Here is a 15,482-nt window from a genome sequence, read left to right as displayed (position 1 = left end):
ATTAAGGGGTTTAGTATGCAGTTATGTGGATATGAAGTCGGTGATCAGCAAGCATTTTTCCTGATATCAGGGCCATGTGTGGTTGAGTCAGAAAAGCTGACCTTAGAGATCGCGTCCTCACTGAAAGAAATTACGGATCGTTTGGGTATTCCTTATATCTTTAAGGCATCTTATGACAAGGCGAACCGTTCATCTCACGACAGTTATCGTGGACCGGGTATCTCAGAAGGCTTGAGAATTCTTCAGAAGGTCAAGACTGAAATTGGTGTGCCGGTATTGACCGACATACACGAAGACTCTCCGTTGGATGAGGTGGCAGAAGTTGCTGATGTGTTGCAGACGCCGGCATTCCTGTGCAGACAAACAAATTTTATCCAAAGCATCGCAAAGTTAGGACGTCCGGTAAATATTAAGAAAGGGCAGTTCCTGGCGCCTTGGGATATGGGGAATGTTGTTAATAAAGCTAAAGCAGTCGGAAATGATCAAATAATGGTCTGTGAGCGAGGCTATACATTCGGCTATAATAACCTTGTTTCCGATATGCGCGGTCTCGCAACGATGCGTGAAACCGGTTGCCCTGTTGTGTTTGATGCTACTCACTCCGTTCAATTACCGGGCGGACAGGGTAATGCTTCAGGTGGTGAGCGCCAACATGTGCCGGTATTAGCACGTGCAGCCGTTGCTGCCGGGGTATCGGGCTTGTTTATGGAGTCTCATCCGAATCCTGCAGAAGCACTGAGTGATGGGCCTAACTCATGGCCGGTGCAGCGTATGGAAGAGCTTCTCAAAATATTATTAGATATCGATCGTGCTGTAAAAGCAGGGCCGTATTTGGAAAGCACACTTTAATCTCATTTTCATTTAAAAATACAAAACTGGTAAGTATTAATGACAAAGATAGCAAGTATCGTCGCACGCGAAGTGATTGATTCACGTGGAAACCCAACAGTTGAAGCGGACGTAACCTTAAGTAATGGTGTAATGGGTCGCGCAGCGGTGCCATCGGGTGCATCAACAGGTGTTCGTGAAGCGATCGAGCTGCGTGATGCTGATTCTCGTTACATGGGTAAAGGTGTTCAAACAGCAGTTGCCAATGTGAATGGTGAAATTGCTGGCGTTGTGGTCGGTATGGATGCTGATGATCAGGCTGCACTTGATGCTAAATTGATCGAGCTTGATGGCACGGACAATAAAGGGCGTTTAGGTGCGAATGCGCTACTTGCAGCGTCAATGGCTACTGCACATGCAGCAGCTAATGATAAGGGCGTTGGCTTGTACCAGTATTTAGGTCAGGGTACGGAGTATAAAATGCCGGTTCCGATGATGAACATCATCAACGGTGGGTCTCACGCTGATAATAGCGTGGATATGCAAGAGTTTATGATTCTTCCGGTAGGTGCAAGCAGCTTTTCAGAAGCGGTTCGCTATGGTGCTGAAGTATTTCATACATTGAAAAAAGTGTTAACAGAACGCGGCATGAATACCGCTGTTGGTGATGAGGGTGGTTTTGCGCCTGATTTATCTTCAAACGAAGAAGCAATTGAAGTAATCCTTGAAGCTATCGAGCGTGCTGGTTTTGTTGCCGGTAAAGATATTTATCTTGGTTTAGACTGTGCAAGTTCTGAATACTACAAGGATGGTGCTTATCAGCTTGAGTCAGAAGGTAAATCATTTAGCGCAGCTGAAATGGTTGATTTCCTGGCAGACTGGGTTGAGCGTTACCCAATCATCAGTATCGAAGATGGTTTGGACGAAGGTGACTGGGAAGGTTGGGCGCTGTTGACTGAACGACTAGGCGATAAAGTACAATTGGTTGGTGATGATCTGTTTGTGACTAATCCTTCTATTCTTAAAGAGGGTATTGATAAGAATATTGCTAACTCGATCCTTATCAAGTTGAATCAAATTGGTACTTTGAGTGAGACTTTAGAGGCGATTCAAATGGCTCATGATGCAGGGTACACTGCGGTTATTTCGCATCGCTCAGGTGAGACGGAAGACGTCACTATTGCTGATTTAGCGGTTGCCACGAATGCGGGTCAGATCAAGACTGGCTCCTTGTCACGTTCAGATCGCATTGCAAAATATAACCAATTACTACGTATCGAGCAGGCACTAGGAAGCAATGCCAGCTATGCGGGTGCTTCAGCATTCCGTTACTTGGGCTAACGAAGGATCGCTTAGTATGAAATACCTGATAACTATCATGGCTGTGTTGCTCATTCTGCTTTTAGTAAGCCTGTGGGTGGGTCATGGTAGTTATCCGGCTAAATGGCAGCTTGAAGATGAAATCAAAGCCATGCAGCAGCAAAACGAACAGCAGCGAGAGCTAAACCGGCAAATCAGAGCTGAGCTTGAAGATGCTCAATCAGGGAATGCTGCTGTTGAAGAGCGTGCACGCAGTGAGTTAGGTATGATTCGCAATCGTGAAACGTTCTATGAAGTCATTCTGGATAAAAAAGAAGAGTCACCGCGAGCGGTGCTTCCTTCCGAAAATCCATCAACTTCCGCAACGGAATAGCGTGTTTGTCAAAGCAGTCTACTGATGATGGCGTCTGGGTAATAATCCCAGCAGCGGGTGTAGGCTCACGGATGCTTAGTGAAACCCCAAAGCAGTATCTAACCATTCAATCCCGAACTATCCTGGAGCATACAATAGCTTGTTTTCAGGGTGTTGATGCAGTGTCCGGAATCTTAGTCATACATGGGGCAGACGATTCGTATTGGCAGGATATTGAGATGCGTTTGCTTGCCTCAGGTGTGCGAGCACCATTCTTGCAGTCAACCGTAGGGGGAGCTGAGCGATCAGATACTGTCATGATGGGTCTGAACTATTTATCCGAGGAGGTGGGTCTTAATAAAGATCAATGGGTGATGGTGCACGATGCTGCCAGACCTTGTCTCAGAGAGCATGATTTGATGGAGTTATTAAGGTTACGAGAATCCGGTGGTGACGGTGGTATTTTGGCATCATCAGTCAAAGATACTATGAAGCGGGCGACAAGCGACAACCAATTGATTAGTCACACAGAATCACGTGAAAAATTGTGGCACGCACTAACGCCCCAATTATTTCGTTTAGGGGCATTACAGTCGGCGTTTAGATCAGTAATGCATGACCCAGGAGTGAAAATTACGGATGAAGCGTCCGCTATGGAATATGCAGGAGCAAGTGTGGCATTAGTAGAAGGGGCGTCCGATAACATTAAATTAACAACGCCTTCCGATCTCCCGTTAATTGAATTTTTACTACAGCAAAAAGAGCGCTCAAAACATGTTTGATATGAGAATAGGGTGTGGCTACGACGTTCATGCATTTGGTGAAGGGGATCATATAATGCTGGGAGGTGTGAAAATACCTCACGACCAAGGCTTTATTGCTCACTCTGATGGTGATGTATTACTTCATGCACTTTGCGATGCATTGCTCGGCGCATTGGCGATGGGAGATATAGGACAACACTTTCCCGACACTTCCAGTGACTATGAAAATATTGATAGCAGAATACTACTCAGGCATGTTTATGAGTTGGTTAAAGAAAAAGGTTACCGACTACAAAATATGGATTCAGTGATTTCAGCACAGGCACCTAAAATGGCCAAACATATCGGGCTAATGCAAGAATATATCGCAGGTGATTTAGGTGTGGAAAAAGATAGAGTCGGAATCAAAGCAACCACCACCGAGGGGTTAGGCTTTGTTGGTTTGAAACAGGGGGTCGCGGTGAATGTATCCGTGCTCTTATACAAAGATCAGAGCGCTTAAGCTGCAGGCAGTATTGACGCTCTGATCCTGTTTTGTATTTTACAGTAAGCCGTGACGCTTGAGTTTTGATCTTAGCGTTGCACGGTTCATACCTAAGCACATCGCCGCTTTGGATTGGTTTCCACGTGTATGCTTCATGATAACTTCGAGTAATGGACGTTCTACCTCGTCAACTACTTGACGGTAAAGGTTAGTTGCGTCGTGATCTCCTAGCAGATCCAAATATTCAGATACTGCCTTATCCGTTGCTTCAGACAACGAGTCTGCGTTGAGGGGTGTGTTTGTCATTGTTCACGTGACCTATGTATTATTGTATGGGTTTGTGTTTTTGCCAAGGACAAAGCCAATCGAGGTGTCCGATTTTGGTGAAAATTATGCAGCTGCATCTAATACCTCTTTGAAGAGCGATATTTGTTCACCGGGGGTTCTACTTTTCAGTAGTCGGGGCCTTAGATTAGTTTGAATTGACATACTTAATAAATACCAATTGATTACTTTATTAGCAAACCCAGTATGACTAGTGGTTGCTTTTGCATGATGGGAAGTAGAATCTCTGTAGAAGTCATGTACACTTTCGAGATGCTTTAACGCGATATCACGTTTATATTGCCAAGTAATTTCCTTGGTAGGTATTCCGAACAAGCTATGATTCAGTTCGCTGAATATCCAAGGTCTGCCAAATGAGGCTCGCCCGATCATCAGTCCATCAGCCTGAGTATAATCCAGTATGAATCTAGCCTGTTCTTCATCGCCAGCAATATCTCCGTTGGCAATGATAGGAATGGAGTTAGCGTGTTTTTTAACCTGGCGTATCGACTCGTATTCCGCGTAGGGTTTGTACTTGTCTTCACGCGTTCGCCCATGAAGTGCCAAAGCTGCGACACCTGCTTGTTCTGCTATTTTTGCTATTCTGACGGCATTCCTGGTACTTTGACACCATCCAGTGCGGTATTTTACTGTGACAGGAATATTTCCGGTTGCCTCGACTACTCTACTTATTATTTGCTCTACCTTTTGCTCATCTTTTAAAAGAGCAGATCCCGCTAATTGCTTGCTCCCCGCTACTTTTTTCACCGGGCACCCAAAATTGATGTCTATTATTTCAGCACCGATATTGACATAGTGTCGGGCGGCTTCTGCCATGGTATCAGGATCTGTACCGACAATCTGAATGCTGCGTGGAGAGCACTCATCGAGTTGTGGCAGTCTTAGCTGAGTTTTCTGGGTTTTTAGTAAAGACAGTTGACTCGTCACCATCTCGGAAGTAGCCATGCCTGCGCCATGCTCTCTGACAATGTCCCGATAAACCCGGTCAGTAACACCTGCCATAGGCGCCTGCAGAAGAGGGCTGGATAAAGTGTATTGTGCGATCTTCAACATATCAACAAGTCTCCACTACAAAAACGAAAACTTGAATTGTTTAGCACCAGGAAAATCAAGTATCTTCAGGCGTATTGACGCTTGTTGATCGCTCTGTAGTAATTGATCTGGCTGGTAGTTTTCAACATACTCATGTGGTCTGAAACGTCTCAGCGCAACCACTCTGTCATTCCCGTCAAGTAGACGAGTTTCAAGGTAAGGGTAAGGCTGTGAGCGTTCAGCAGTGTTTTGTATAGCTCCTGTGATAATCAAGGCTTCAGGTTGGCTTGGGTGGGTAAAAACTTTGCGACTAAGCATTTTAACCTTTTCAGGATCGCGAGCACTGAACCATAAATCACGTGTCAACCAAACTTGTGAGGCTAAGATGGTGGCTAACAGTCCCGCCAGAGCAACTGGCAGAAACGGGCTATAAGTAGCAGGTTTCTTATGTTCCCTGACTTTTTCATTTCTGCGTGCGGCTGTTCCGCTGGTTTCAAAGTGCTGCTTAGCGTTTTGGTTTAATGTTTCGAACGAAACATTACCCGTTGGATCTTCTTGCTCCGGTAGCTTAGTGGATAGACTGTCCATTGCATTAAACACGGATGCGCATTCGCCACAGCGGAGTTTACCCTGAGCTGCGGTGAGTTCTTTCATTGTGACACGAAAGATAGCTTTACAATGACTGCAACGTGTATACATGAGTGATTCTGTATTAGTTACTAACTATAAATAGTGTAGCAAAATTAACGAACTAACGCAGTCATTCTAACCCAGCCATCGACTGTAGCAAACTGAATATCATTACAGTATTGGTTATATTCTTCATTTAGCAGCTTTTTTTGCTCTTCAATGATGCCAGAAAGGACGATATGACCACCACTCTTTGTCATAGAGCAGAGTGTTTTTGATAGCTCTATCAAAGGGCCACACAATATATTCGCTAGCATTAAGTCTACTTGAACTGACTCTGGCATATCCTCTGGTAAACAGCAATCAATCATCCCGTCCGGAATATCATTTTTGAGATTATTGTCCTGTGTCGCAAGAAGAGCCTGAGGGTCTATGTCAGTAGCTAATACATGTTTCGCGCCCAGTTTTACTGCCGCAATAGCCAAAATTCCACTGCCACAACCATAATCAACAACGGTGAGGTTGCGTGGGTGGTTTTGGTCAAGCCATTCCATGCACAATGCGGTAGTAGGGTGTGTGCCTGTCCCAAATGCCAAACCCGGGTCTAGCTTAATTTTTACAGAATCATCATCAGGGATATCAGACCAGCTTGGATAAATCCATAGGTTTTCACCAAATTTCATAGGATGGAAATCATCCATCCATACTCGCTCCCATTGCTGTTCTTCGAGTTCTTCTTGGCGAATGTTTGAGATTTTCCAGGCTTCTTTGCTCGCTTCAAGCTGTTGCTCAAGGCTGTCAATCAGGAATTTTTCTTCCTCCCGAAACAATATGGTAACGATAATATCATCCCATAACGGTGTTTCGTTAGGCAGAGGTTCAAGAACCGGATTGTCACCAGCATCGCTGAGCGTGATAGACGCAGCACCCATGTTTTCTGCCGCTTCACTGACCAGAGACTCAGTATCTCTGGCCGTTTGGCAAATCAGTTGTAACCACATTAGCTTTCTGATTCCAGTTTTTTCTCGAGGTAGTGAATATCCGCACCACCTGCTCTGAAAGCATCATCTTCTAAAATACGACGTTGTAGCGGTGTATTCGTTTTAATACCTTCAATGACCATCTCATCAAGTGCACCAACCATACGAGCAATCGCACTGTCGCGATCTTCTGCATGAACGATTAACTTGCCGATCATTGAGTCGTAGTAAGGAGGAACGGTGTAGCCACCATAAACATGGGAATCCACTCTCACCCCAAGACCACCAGGTTGATGAAAGCGCTCAACTTTACCAGGTGAAGGCATGAAAGTATTTGGGTCTTCAGCGTTAATCCGACACTCAATCGAGTGGCCTTTAGGTGTGATATCTTCTTGTTTTATCGCCAACTTTTCACCGGAAGCTATCAGTAATTGTTGTTTAACAAGGTCTACGCCTGTAATCAGCTCAGTGACAGGATGCTCTACCTGTAGGCGAGTATTCATTTCGATAAAGTAAAATTCACCATTCTCGTATAAAAACTCAAAGGTACCTGCGCCGCGATAGCCAATATCAGTGCATGCTTTAGTGAGAATACTGCCGAGTCTTGCCCGTTCTTCTGCTGTAATACCCGGTGCCGGTGCTTCTTCGACAACCTTCTGATGTCTGCGTTGCATGGAGCAGTCACGCTCACACAAATGGATGGCGTTACCGAACGAATCTGCGAGCACCTGAAATTCGATATGTCTCGGCGTTTGTAAGTATTTCTCCATGTAAAGTACATCGTTACCAAACGCACCACGTGCTTCTGATTTAGTCAGCGTAATCGATTCCAACAGGTCTTCGCTTTTTTCTACCACACGCATACCGCGACCACCACCGCCACCAGTAGCTTTGATGATAACGGGATAACCAACTCTTTCCGCCATTTCCAATGCTTCATTAGTGTCGTCAGGAATGGCACCGTCAGAGCCCGGAACACACGGGACGTTGGTTCTGATCATCGCTTCTTTAGCAGAAATTTTATCACCCATTAAGCGAATAGTTTCGGCCTTCGGGCCAACAAAGATAAAACCGCTTTCTTCAACGCGTTCGGCAAAGTCAGCATTTTCTGAGAGAAATCCGTAGCCTGGATGTATAGCGTCAGCATCTGTTACTTCAGCTGCACTAATGATGGCTGGAATATTTAAGTAGCTATCGGTTGAAGAGGCAGGCCCTATACAGACTGACTCATCGGCCAGACGCACATGTTTTAAGTCGCGATCTGCTGTTGAGTGGATGGCAACAGTCTTGATGCCCATTTCCCGGCATGCTCGTAATATACGCAAGGCGATTTCGCCCCGGTTTGCAATAAGTAGCTTTTTAATCATGATAGCTCCTATTTACTCAACCACAAACAAAGGCTGGCCAAACTCAACAGGCTGCTCGTTCTCAACTAGAATTTGTGTGATAGTACCGGCCTTGTCAGATTCAATCTGATTAAGCATTTTCATGGCTTCGATGATACAAAGCGTATCGCCTACAGCGACTTTTTGGCCTACTTCAACAAATGCCTTTGAGGTTGGTGACGATGCTCTGTAGAAGGTACCAACCATCGGTGATTCTATATGCTCACCTTTCATGGAAGGTGCTGCCTCAGCAGCGGCAGGCGCTGTAGCAGGCGTTGCCGCTTGTGCAACCGGAGCAGGAGCAGCTGCTGGTGCAGCATAAACAGGTGCTGCAACTGAACTAGTCCTGGATATTCTGACTGACTCTTCGCCTTCTTTGATTTCAATTTCAGCAATGTCGCTGCTGTTGATTAATTCGATCAGTGTTTTAATTTTTCGAACATCCATTTGAGATCCTTGTTCTGTTAGCTGTCGGTTTATTTCGATTTTTATATGCAACTCTGCAAGCACTTCGGAGTGAAGGACTAACACAGTTAGGATACGCTTATTATTGACTAAATAGCTTAAAAAAGTCAGCTTAATCGAAGTTAGCCGGTGTTAGTGAAAGATCGATGCATTTTACTACTAAATAACGTCACCGGCTAGTTTTCTAATGAATTTTTAACAACTAAATTTTATTTTAGAAAAATGAGCTGATTGCTCATCATAGATTCAATGGCTTATGTTGCTTCTGCAACACACATAGATTAATTCAGAGTACATACTCTTCGGGGAGGGCATGACAGCCTCTACTGACATTGCTTATATTTATATCTGCGAAGAATACTCGCATTCATAGGGTTCTTTCAAGCTAAATGAAAGCACCATAAAAAAGGCCTGTCAAAAGACAGGCCTCAATTTGTACTTAAAAAACTGAGTAATTACTCAACTAAGCTTAGTGCACGTAACGTGTCACGGTTCAGTGTGCCCGTTTTCAGGCCACGAGTTTCCTGAAACGCTGTCAGAGCCTTCACTGTGCTTGGGCCTAAGCGACCATCGATCGCACCCGGGTTAAAACCACGTTGCTGAAGTGCTTTCTGGATACGGTAAACCGCATTAGCACGAGTCAATGGAGTCTTGTCGTTATTAGCAGCAACAGGAGCTTGCTGCACAACTGGCTGAGCCTTCACTGGTGCAGCTACATGGACAGGTGCTGCAGGGCGTGGCTTAGGTACATGTCTGACCTGAGTCACTTTTGGTTTTGGCTTAGCGTACGCAGGCTGCTGATGCCCCTGAGACAGAGTGCGCATCTGAGCTGCTTTGCGCTGTTGTAGCAGTTGTGCATCATGTTGAGCTTTCAGCGCTGCCTGACGGCGTTGGTGATTAGCTTGTGCCTGACGTTGCTTTGCCGCTGCAGCCTGTTGGCGTTGCTGCTGTAATTGAGCCTGACGCTGTTTTTGCAGTTGTGCCTGTTGACGCTGCTGTGCAATTTTACGTTGCTTCGCTGCAGCTGCCTGTTGACGTTGTTTCTCTTGCACTAACCACTGCTGACGTAGTATCCGCTGTTGCTTATCGAATTCAATTTTCAAACGGCGTTGCTCTGCTGTCTGCTGAGGCGTTTGCTTAGGTTTGTAAGCAACTGTCTTTGGCTTATGAACCGGTGCTGGAGCTTTACAAGCGATCGGCTTCCACTGATAGCGTACATCACTTACTTTGACGCGATATGATTTGTTAACAAAGCGAGCCGGTGTTCTGACGGTCTTGTATTGAGCTGGTGAAACTAACTGCTTCTGCTTAACATTCTTGTAAACAGCAGGAACGTAACGTTTAACGCGTTGTGCAGGTCGTGCAACCACTTTTTGAGTCACCGTGCGATATACCGCAGGTACTTTAACACGGCACATGATCTCGCCAGTCATGTTATCGATGCGCGTTATTGGGCCTTGTTTGCCTTTCTGCCACTTGTAGTGTGCAGGCTTAACGAGTACGCGCTTTGTTATATTCTTGTATTGTGCAGGAATGTATTTATAAGTATGTGTGGCTGGGCGTGCTAATACTTTCTTGGTGTTCCAGCGATACTGAGGGCCACGAACTAAAACACGCTTGCTGGTTGCAGGGCTTACCTGAACTCGCTTTACAACATTTTTGAACTTAGCAGGTGTCTTTACCTTAGCAAAACACTGACCTGGTTGTGCCGGAGGCAGACCAATACCGCGGTGCTGAACCACTGGTTTAGGACGGTGTATAGGTTTAGGAGCTGCCGGGCGCACAACAGGTGCCGGGCGCTTAACAGCGGGAGCAGGGCGTTTCACAACGGGTGCTTGAGCAACAGGCTTAGGTTGCTTGAACATCACTACTGCTGGCGGTGCTTTGTGTGTCTTAGGGAGTGGGACGTAAACGCGCTCCTGCGACTGAACATTATGCGAATGAGTTTGTGACTGTAAAGTGTGGGAGTGAGTGTCAACAACTACCCGCTCCTGAATTTGTCTATCCATCGACTGCTGGCCACCCATGACCTGCTGACCGCCTGCGAGCTGTTGGCCACCAGCAACCTGAGAACCACCCGATACCTGCTGTCCGCCAGCTAGTTGTGAGCCGCCAGCAATTTGTTGGCCACCAGCGACCTGAGAACCACCCGATACCTGCTGTCCGCCAGCTAGTTGTGAGCCACCGGCAATCTGCTGCCCACCACCCTGGAATTGTTGCTGACTACAGCCGGTCATGAAGCCGGCAAGCAATACGCTTGAAACCGATAATTTAATTGTTGTATTCATAGTTTTTTGGAACCCCTTTCACTGGGTGATATTTCGATGTGATTTTCTACGTTGGATATATCTTAAAGTTATAACAGTGAATTAATGGTGTGATTCCAGCTAAGCGGTTGTCTTTTCCGTATAAAATTATCCCGCTCACCCATAATTCAGGGTGAGCAACACAAATTTAAGTCATGGAATCTTATTGTTATAGTTTGCCCTAACGTTTCTACCGATTAATATTTTTAATGATTATTGGTAAATACTTATGTGATTACGTCTGCTTTTTCTCTCCCGGTTAATGTCGTTAACTGCGCCAGCTCTTCTGCAATATTAAGTAAGTCTTTCAGTACTTGCTGAGTATCAAGCTCAAAGCGGGTTGGGTCGCTTTCGAAGTGCTCCACATAGAGCCTCAATGTCGCACCGCTGGTGCCAGTGCCGGATTTACGGAAAATAATGCGTGCTCCATCTTCGAATAGAAAACGAATACCTTGATTGGAGCTCACTGAGCTGTCAACCGGATCATTATAGGCAAAATTATCAGCCTTCTTGATGGTTCTACCTGACATGACCTTGCCTGCACTGTCAGCCAGTTTTGACTCCAGTAAGTTGAACACTTCATCAGCACGGCTGGTCTCAATACCTTCATAATCATGGCGCGTATAGTAGTTGCGGCCAAAATGCTTCCAGTGATCCATGACCAGATCACTGACACTTTGCTGCTTAACTGCAAGAATATTCAACCAGAACAGGACAGCCCACAGGCCATCTTTTTCGCGAACATGATCAGAGCCTGTGCCAAAGCTTTCCTCGCCACACAGCGTTATTCGACCATCGTCGAGTAAATTACCGAAAAACTTCCAGCCAGTTGGTGTTTCAAAACATTTCAGTGACAAAGCTTCAGCCACGCGATCAACCGCTTGACTGGTTGGCATTGATCGGGCAACGCCGGCAAGTCCATCTTTATAGCCGGGTACCAGCTGAGCATTAGCCGCTAATATTGCTAAGCTGTCGCTTGGTGTAACGTAACAGTTGGCACCCAGTATCATGTTACGGTCGCCATCACCGTCAGAAGCAGCCCCGAATGCGGGTGCTTGGTCTGAAAACATTCTTTCGACAAGCTCTTTGGCATGAGCCAAGTTAGGGTCAGGGTGTCCGCCACCAAAATCCTCAAGCGGTTCTGCACGAATAATATTTTCAGCTTGTACGCCAAGTCGGTTGCCAAGGATTTCTTTTGCATATGGGCCGGTTACCGCACTCATTGCATCGAAGCAAAGCTTGAAGTCAGACTGTGAAATCAGATCACGGATTTTATCGAAATCAAAAATCGACTCCATCAAGTCAGCATAGTCTGATACGGAATCAACAATCTCAACAATCATCCCATCAAGTTCAGTCGTCGATTTAGTTTCAAGATCGACAGGGTCGTTGTCGGCTATCTCATATGACTCAATATTCTGGCTTACTTTAAACACAGCATCCGTGAAGGATTCAGGAGCAGGGCCGCCATTACTTGCATTATACTTTACGCCAAAGTCACCGTCAGGGCCGCCAGGGTTATGACTGGCCGACAGTATGATGCCTCCTAAAGCATTGTTGCTGCGTATCAGATGTGACACGGCAGGCGTTGAGAGAACACCCGACTGTCCGATCAGTAACTTTCCAACTTGATTTGCAGCCGCCATACTGATGATAATCTGGATAGCTTCACGGTTATAAAAACGACCATCGCCGCCAACTACGAGCGTTGCACCTTTCAGATCAGGCAGGCAGTTGAAGATGGATTGTATGAAGTTGGGCAGGTAGTTAGGTTCCTGAAAACGTGTGACTTGCTTGCGCAAACCAGAAGTACCGGGTTTTTGATCTGAAAACGGAGTGGTTTTTAGTAACATGCTCAGCCTTTTGGTCTATTTTTAAGGGTTTAGCAGGATTTAACGCTATTAATTGATACACTGATGATAGAATGAATCACTATCCTCGTGCCATAAAAAACGCTAAACGGAATGAATAATATGCATTTTTTTCTAATACAGATTGGCCAATATGCAAACTAGTCTCACTACAAAACTGTCTACCAGTGATATCGAGTTGCTGAAAAATATTCAGCAGGCCATCTTCCCTCCACGTCCGCGGTCATTTGCTGCGTTGATGGAAATGTATGAAATCAATTATATGCAATTACGTCTGCTTTGCGGGGATATTCGTAGTCTGCAAGGCACTTATTTCTCTAAACAGTCCACAGGGATACCACTTCGACTGGAGGTTTTGGAGCAAAGTAGTCACACCACTATTTTATTACTCACGTACGACTTTAATAGTGATGACCAGCCTAGGCCGGATTTACAAATTCAGATTTATCACGATTCACGCCAAGCGAATGTAATTTCCCGTCGATGCAAGTTCCTTGGGGATCAAATCAATACTCGTAAGATGGGGGCAGATACTCAGTTACTTTGTCAGTGGCGCACCAACCGATTTCTCTTTAAATGGGTGAAATATCTGCGTCGCCAGAACTACTCATTTTGACCAAAATTCAGTAGATTAAATTTTCTTCAGAAAGATTGACTGTTTTACTAGGTTATTTATAATACCCAGTAAATCACTCAGGAATTATTTCCATGGGTGCAGAGGCTTAAATATCTGTTAGAAAAACGGACTGGAGATTGCAAAATGAAACTTTCTACAAAAGGTCGGTATGCAGTAACTGCGATGATGGATTTAGCCATTAATGATCGAAATGGGCCTGTCACGTTGGCAGAAATTTCGAGTTGTCAAGGCATATCTCTATCATATCTGGAGCAACTGTTTGCCAAGCTTCGTAAAGCCAGATTAGTTGAGGGTGTGCGTGGGCCCGGCGGCGGCTATCGTCTGGGTAAACCATCCAACAGCATCAGTGTTGCGGAGATAATTTTGGCGGTAGATGAGACTATCGATAGTACTCAATGCCAAGGTGCTGAGGACTGCCAAAGCGGTGACCGTTGCATGACACACAAGCTTTGGGAAGACTTGAGTGTGAGGCTCTATGAGTTTTTGAATGGTATTACGTTGTCTGACTTTATTAAGCGTCCTGAAGTGAAACGTATTTCGGTGCAGCAGAACTCCACGTCAAACCGTATCAACAAGATGTTTCAACCAGTAGCACGCGCAAGTTGATTCATATCCGGGCTGTGTGCAGATCTAAACTTAGTCTGCATTCTGCCGGTATGATTTGCATACAGCCCGCAACAGGTTGTATCGATAATCCCCGATTTGCTACCTTTTCTTTTCCCGAGTCTTTTGTTGGAAAACTTTCTGTTCCGGATGAACCTGCAGCATTGTAAGCCGTGAATCAATGCCATATCCGGTGTATGCCGCGCCCGTGTCTATGTAGCATAAGTTTGCGGCGAACAATGGCTTATCAACGATTGAATGCCCTACCACCATCAGATCAATGCCTTTGACACTTGGAACACTTTCAGATGCAGTGATGTAGCGATGCCTGATGCGTGACCATTGCGCATGTTGTTGTAGTTCAGGGTCATGTTGAAGGGCTTTTATGAACTCCTGCCATGTCAGACCAATAGGGATGTCAGCGTGTACGACGCCGATCTCGCCGGTATCCGTTGAAATCTCAAATGCCATCGGTAATGCTTCTATCTTCTTTCGAATATTTTCTCTGTCCACATCACTAACGGTCAACCACCAGGCACCACCAGCGCGTTGAGTCCATGCTTTATGAATGGAATGAGACGTGATGGATTGGAGTAGTAATTGCTCATGATTACCTTGAATCGCGTGGAACCAAGGCTCGTCAAGAAACTGTAAAATGCGTTCTGACTGTGGGCCACGATCAACCAGATCACCCACCGAAAATAAACGGTCCAGTGTTTTATCAAAATGAACAGTTTCCAGCATGGTTTCCAGAGTATGGAACATGCCATGTAAATCACCGATGATAAAGTCTCTACCTTGGTGATTTTTTGGAAAATATTTGAATAGAACTGTGGTCATCTCAGGCGTTATAAGTCGATTTTGTTATGGCCGCCTATCAATTCGCATGATTGGCACTAAACGCAAGGATAACACGAAAGCGTGAGGGAAGGATTATCCCTTGAAGGCGGATTTCGAATTTAAATAAGCTATTTCATTTTCACTGCTCTCACGACCAAGTATTTCATTGCGGTGAGGGAAGCGACCAAATGTCTCAATAATGCCCCGATGATGGTGTGCAAATCGTACATTATCGTCTAATCCAGCTGCTTCAAAACATGCAATGGCTAGATCCTGATCATCAAGGTTTTCGCTATGCATTAATGGCATATATAAAAAGCTGAGATGGGATTTGTCGAGTTGCTTATCGTAATCCTGAACAATGGCGTGTTTAGCGACAGTGACCGCGTGTTGCTCTGTACTAAATGCTAATGCTTGGCCCCGAAACATATTCAGAGGGAATTGATCCAGGATGATACATAAGGCAAGACAGCCCTCAGGGCTATCTTGCCAGATATCAAGGTCGCCATTGGCAGCAGTCTGCCAGATGAATTCGTATTTTTCGGTAATCAACGCATCGATTTCAGGCGTTGATTTAAACCAATGAGATTTCATCGGCTCGCTGTACCAAAATTTTAGAATGTCATCTGGTGAATGCATA

At 45.4% G+C, this 15,482-nt stretch carries 17 protein-coding genes; 7 read left to right on the top strand and 10 right to left on the bottom strand.

Annotated features, from left to right (window positions below):
* Positions 1–15 precede the first annotated feature (15 nt).
* From kdsA to ispF, 5 genes are read left to right on the top strand one after another with little or no spacing between them, the layout of a single operon-like run.
* On the top strand, positions 16–849 hold the full coding sequence (kdsA, locus tag DKW60_RS16225) for a 3-deoxy-8-phosphooctulonate synthase (RefSeq protein ID WP_109838710.1): 834 nt from the start codon (positions 16–18) through the stop codon (positions 847–849).
* A gap of 39 nt (positions 850–888) precedes the next feature.
* Complete coding sequence (eno, locus tag DKW60_RS16220) at positions 889–2,169, top strand: phosphopyruvate hydratase (protein WP_109838709.1); 1,281 nt, start codon at positions 889–891, stop codon at positions 2,167–2,169.
* A gap of 16 nt (positions 2,170–2,185) precedes the next feature.
* Entirely contained in the window at positions 2,186–2,521 is a 336-nt protein-coding gene (locus DKW60_RS16215) for a septum formation initiator family protein (RefSeq protein ID WP_181389747.1), read from the top strand.
* A gap of 5 nt (positions 2,522–2,526) precedes the next feature.
* Positions 2,527–3,282 carry a 2-C-methyl-D-erythritol 4-phosphate cytidylyltransferase gene (gene ispD, locus DKW60_RS16210; RefSeq protein ID WP_109838707.1) on the top strand — a complete coding sequence of 252 codons (756 nt, stop codon included), beginning with the start codon at positions 2,527–2,529 and terminating at the stop codon, positions 3,280–3,282.
* Between the two features lies 1 nt (position 3,283).
* A complete protein-coding gene (ispF, locus tag DKW60_RS16205) occupies positions 3,284–3,766 on the top strand; it encodes a 2-C-methyl-D-erythritol 2,4-cyclodiphosphate synthase (protein ID WP_109838741.1) in 483 nt (160 codons plus the stop codon).
* 39 nt (positions 3,767–3,805) lie between these two features.
* Here ispF and DKW60_RS16200 read toward each other — a convergent pair whose 3' ends face one another.
* The 8 genes from DKW60_RS16200 to DKW60_RS16165 all read right to left on the bottom strand — a co-directional run bounded on the left by DKW60_RS16200 (position 3,806) and on the right by DKW60_RS16165 (position 12,744).
* Entirely contained in the window at positions 3,806–4,054 is a 249-nt protein-coding gene (locus DKW60_RS16200) for a helix-turn-helix domain-containing protein (RefSeq protein WP_109838706.1), read from the bottom strand.
* Between the two features lie 84 nt (positions 4,055–4,138).
* Positions 4,139–5,146, bottom strand: a complete 1,008-nt coding sequence (dusB, locus tag DKW60_RS16195; RefSeq protein WP_109838705.1) for a tRNA dihydrouridine synthase DusB — start codon at positions 5,144–5,146, stop codon at positions 4,139–4,141.
* A gap of 15 nt (positions 5,147–5,161) precedes the next feature.
* Positions 5,162–5,824 (bottom strand): zinc-ribbon and DUF3426 domain-containing protein, encoded by a 663-nt coding sequence (locus DKW60_RS16190; protein ID WP_109838740.1) that lies wholly within the window; start codon positions 5,822–5,824, stop codon positions 5,162–5,164.
* A gap of 44 nt (positions 5,825–5,868) precedes the next feature.
* Positions 5,869–6,756: a 50S ribosomal protein L11 methyltransferase gene (prmA, locus tag DKW60_RS16185; RefSeq protein ID WP_109838704.1), complete on the bottom strand. Its 888-nt coding sequence runs from the start codon at positions 6,754–6,756 to the stop codon at positions 5,869–5,871.
* Positions 6,756–8,102 carry an acetyl-CoA carboxylase biotin carboxylase subunit gene (gene accC, locus DKW60_RS16180; protein WP_109838703.1) on the bottom strand — a complete coding sequence of 449 codons (1,347 nt, stop codon included), beginning with the start codon at positions 8,100–8,102 and terminating at the stop codon, positions 6,756–6,758. The genes prmA and accC overlap by 1 nt, the downstream gene beginning before the upstream one ends.
* Positions 8,103–8,114: 12 nt before the next feature.
* Positions 8,115–8,567: an acetyl-CoA carboxylase biotin carboxyl carrier protein gene (gene accB, locus DKW60_RS16175; protein WP_109838702.1), complete on the bottom strand. Its 453-nt coding sequence runs from the start codon at positions 8,565–8,567 to the stop codon at positions 8,115–8,117.
* 473 nt (positions 8,568–9,040) lie between these two features.
* Positions 9,041–10,873, bottom strand: a complete 1,833-nt coding sequence (locus tag DKW60_RS24085) for a peptidoglycan-binding domain-containing protein (RefSeq protein WP_109838701.1) — start codon at positions 10,871–10,873, stop codon at positions 9,041–9,043.
* 245 nt (positions 10,874–11,118) lie between these two features.
* Complete coding sequence (locus DKW60_RS16165) at positions 11,119–12,744, bottom strand: alpha-D-glucose phosphate-specific phosphoglucomutase (RefSeq protein WP_109838700.1); 1,626 nt, start codon at positions 12,742–12,744, stop codon at positions 11,119–11,121.
* A 151-nt stretch (positions 12,745–12,895) separates the two neighbouring features.
* Between DKW60_RS16165 and DKW60_RS16160 the strand changes: the two genes are divergently transcribed.
* Both DKW60_RS16160 and DKW60_RS16155 read left to right on the top strand, forming a co-directional pair.
* A complete protein-coding gene (locus tag DKW60_RS16160; RefSeq protein WP_109838699.1) occupies positions 12,896–13,378 on the top strand; it encodes a DUF1249 domain-containing protein in 483 nt (160 codons plus the stop codon).
* A 144-nt stretch (positions 13,379–13,522) separates the two neighbouring features.
* Positions 13,523–14,005, top strand: a complete 483-nt coding sequence (locus tag DKW60_RS16155; RefSeq protein ID WP_109838698.1) for a Fe-S cluster assembly transcription factor — start codon at positions 13,523–13,525, stop codon at positions 14,003–14,005.
* 99 nt (positions 14,006–14,104) lie between these two features.
* Here DKW60_RS16155 and DKW60_RS16150 read toward each other — a convergent pair whose 3' ends face one another.
* Entirely contained in the window at positions 14,105–14,842 is a 738-nt protein-coding gene (locus tag DKW60_RS16150) for a metallophosphoesterase (RefSeq protein WP_109838697.1), read from the bottom strand.
* A gap of 93 nt (positions 14,843–14,935) precedes the next feature.
* On the bottom strand, positions 14,936–15,481 hold the full coding sequence (locus DKW60_RS16145) for a DUF924 family protein (protein WP_109838696.1): 546 nt from the start codon (positions 15,479–15,481) through the stop codon (positions 14,936–14,938).
* Position 15,482: the final 1 nt, after the last annotated feature.

The sequence above is a fragment of the Leucothrix pacifica genome, from assembly GCF_003172875.1.
Classification (GTDB): Bacteria; Pseudomonadota; Gammaproteobacteria; order Thiotrichales; family Thiotrichaceae; genus Leucothrix; species Leucothrix pacifica.
Note: the sequence above shows the minus strand (reverse complement) of the source record. Positions and strands in the feature narration are given on the sequence as shown.

Excerpts from the sequence above, each read along its gene's own strand:
- prmA (WP_109838704.1), bottom strand. The coding sequence starts at position 6,756 with ATGTGGTTACAACTGATTTGCCAAACGGCCAGAGATACTGAGTCTCTG.
- accB (WP_109838702.1), bottom strand. The coding sequence starts at position 8,567 with ATGGATGTTCGAAAAATTAAAACACTGATCGAATTAATCAACAGCAGC.
- DKW60_RS16190 (WP_109838740.1), bottom strand. The coding sequence starts at position 5,824 with ATGTATACACGTTGCAGTCATTGTAAAGCTATCTTTCGTGTCACAATG.
- kdsA (WP_109838710.1), top strand. The coding sequence starts at position 16 with ATGCAGTTATGTGGATATGAAGTCGGTGATCAGCAAGCATTTTTCCTG.
- DKW60_RS16155 (WP_109838698.1), top strand. The coding sequence starts at position 13,523 with ATGAAACTTTCTACAAAAGGTCGGTATGCAGTAACTGCGATGATGGAT.
- DKW60_RS16200 (WP_109838706.1), bottom strand. The coding sequence starts at position 4,054 with ATGACAAACACACCCCTCAACGCAGACTCGTTGTCTGAAGCAACGGAT.
- dusB (WP_109838705.1), bottom strand. The coding sequence starts at position 5,146 with ATGTTGAAGATCGCACAATACACTTTATCCAGCCCTCTTCTGCAGGCG.
- ispF (WP_109838741.1), top strand. The coding sequence starts at position 3,284 with ATGAGAATAGGGTGTGGCTACGACGTTCATGCATTTGGTGAAGGGGAT.
- accC (WP_109838703.1), bottom strand. The coding sequence starts at position 8,102 with ATGATTAAAAAGCTACTTATTGCAAACCGGGGCGAAATCGCCTTGCGT.
- eno (WP_109838709.1), top strand. The coding sequence starts at position 889 with ATGACAAAGATAGCAAGTATCGTCGCACGCGAAGTGATTGATTCACGT.
- DKW60_RS16160 (WP_109838699.1), top strand. The coding sequence starts at position 12,896 with ATGCAAACTAGTCTCACTACAAAACTGTCTACCAGTGATATCGAGTTG.
- DKW60_RS16145 (WP_109838696.1), bottom strand. The coding sequence starts at position 15,481 with ATGCATTCACCAGATGACATTCTAAAATTTTGGTACAGCGAGCCGATG.
- DKW60_RS16150 (WP_109838697.1), bottom strand. The coding sequence starts at position 14,842 with ATGACCACAGTTCTATTCAAATATTTTCCAAAAAATCACCAAGGTAGA.
- DKW60_RS16165 (WP_109838700.1), bottom strand. The coding sequence starts at position 12,744 with ATGTTACTAAAAACCACTCCGTTTTCAGATCAAAAACCCGGTACTTCT.
- DKW60_RS16215 (WP_181389747.1), top strand. The coding sequence starts at position 2,186 with ATGAAATACCTGATAACTATCATGGCTGTGTTGCTCATTCTGCTTTTA.
- DKW60_RS24085 (WP_109838701.1), bottom strand. The coding sequence starts at position 10,873 with ATGAATACAACAATTAAATTATCGGTTTCAAGCGTATTGCTTGCCGGC.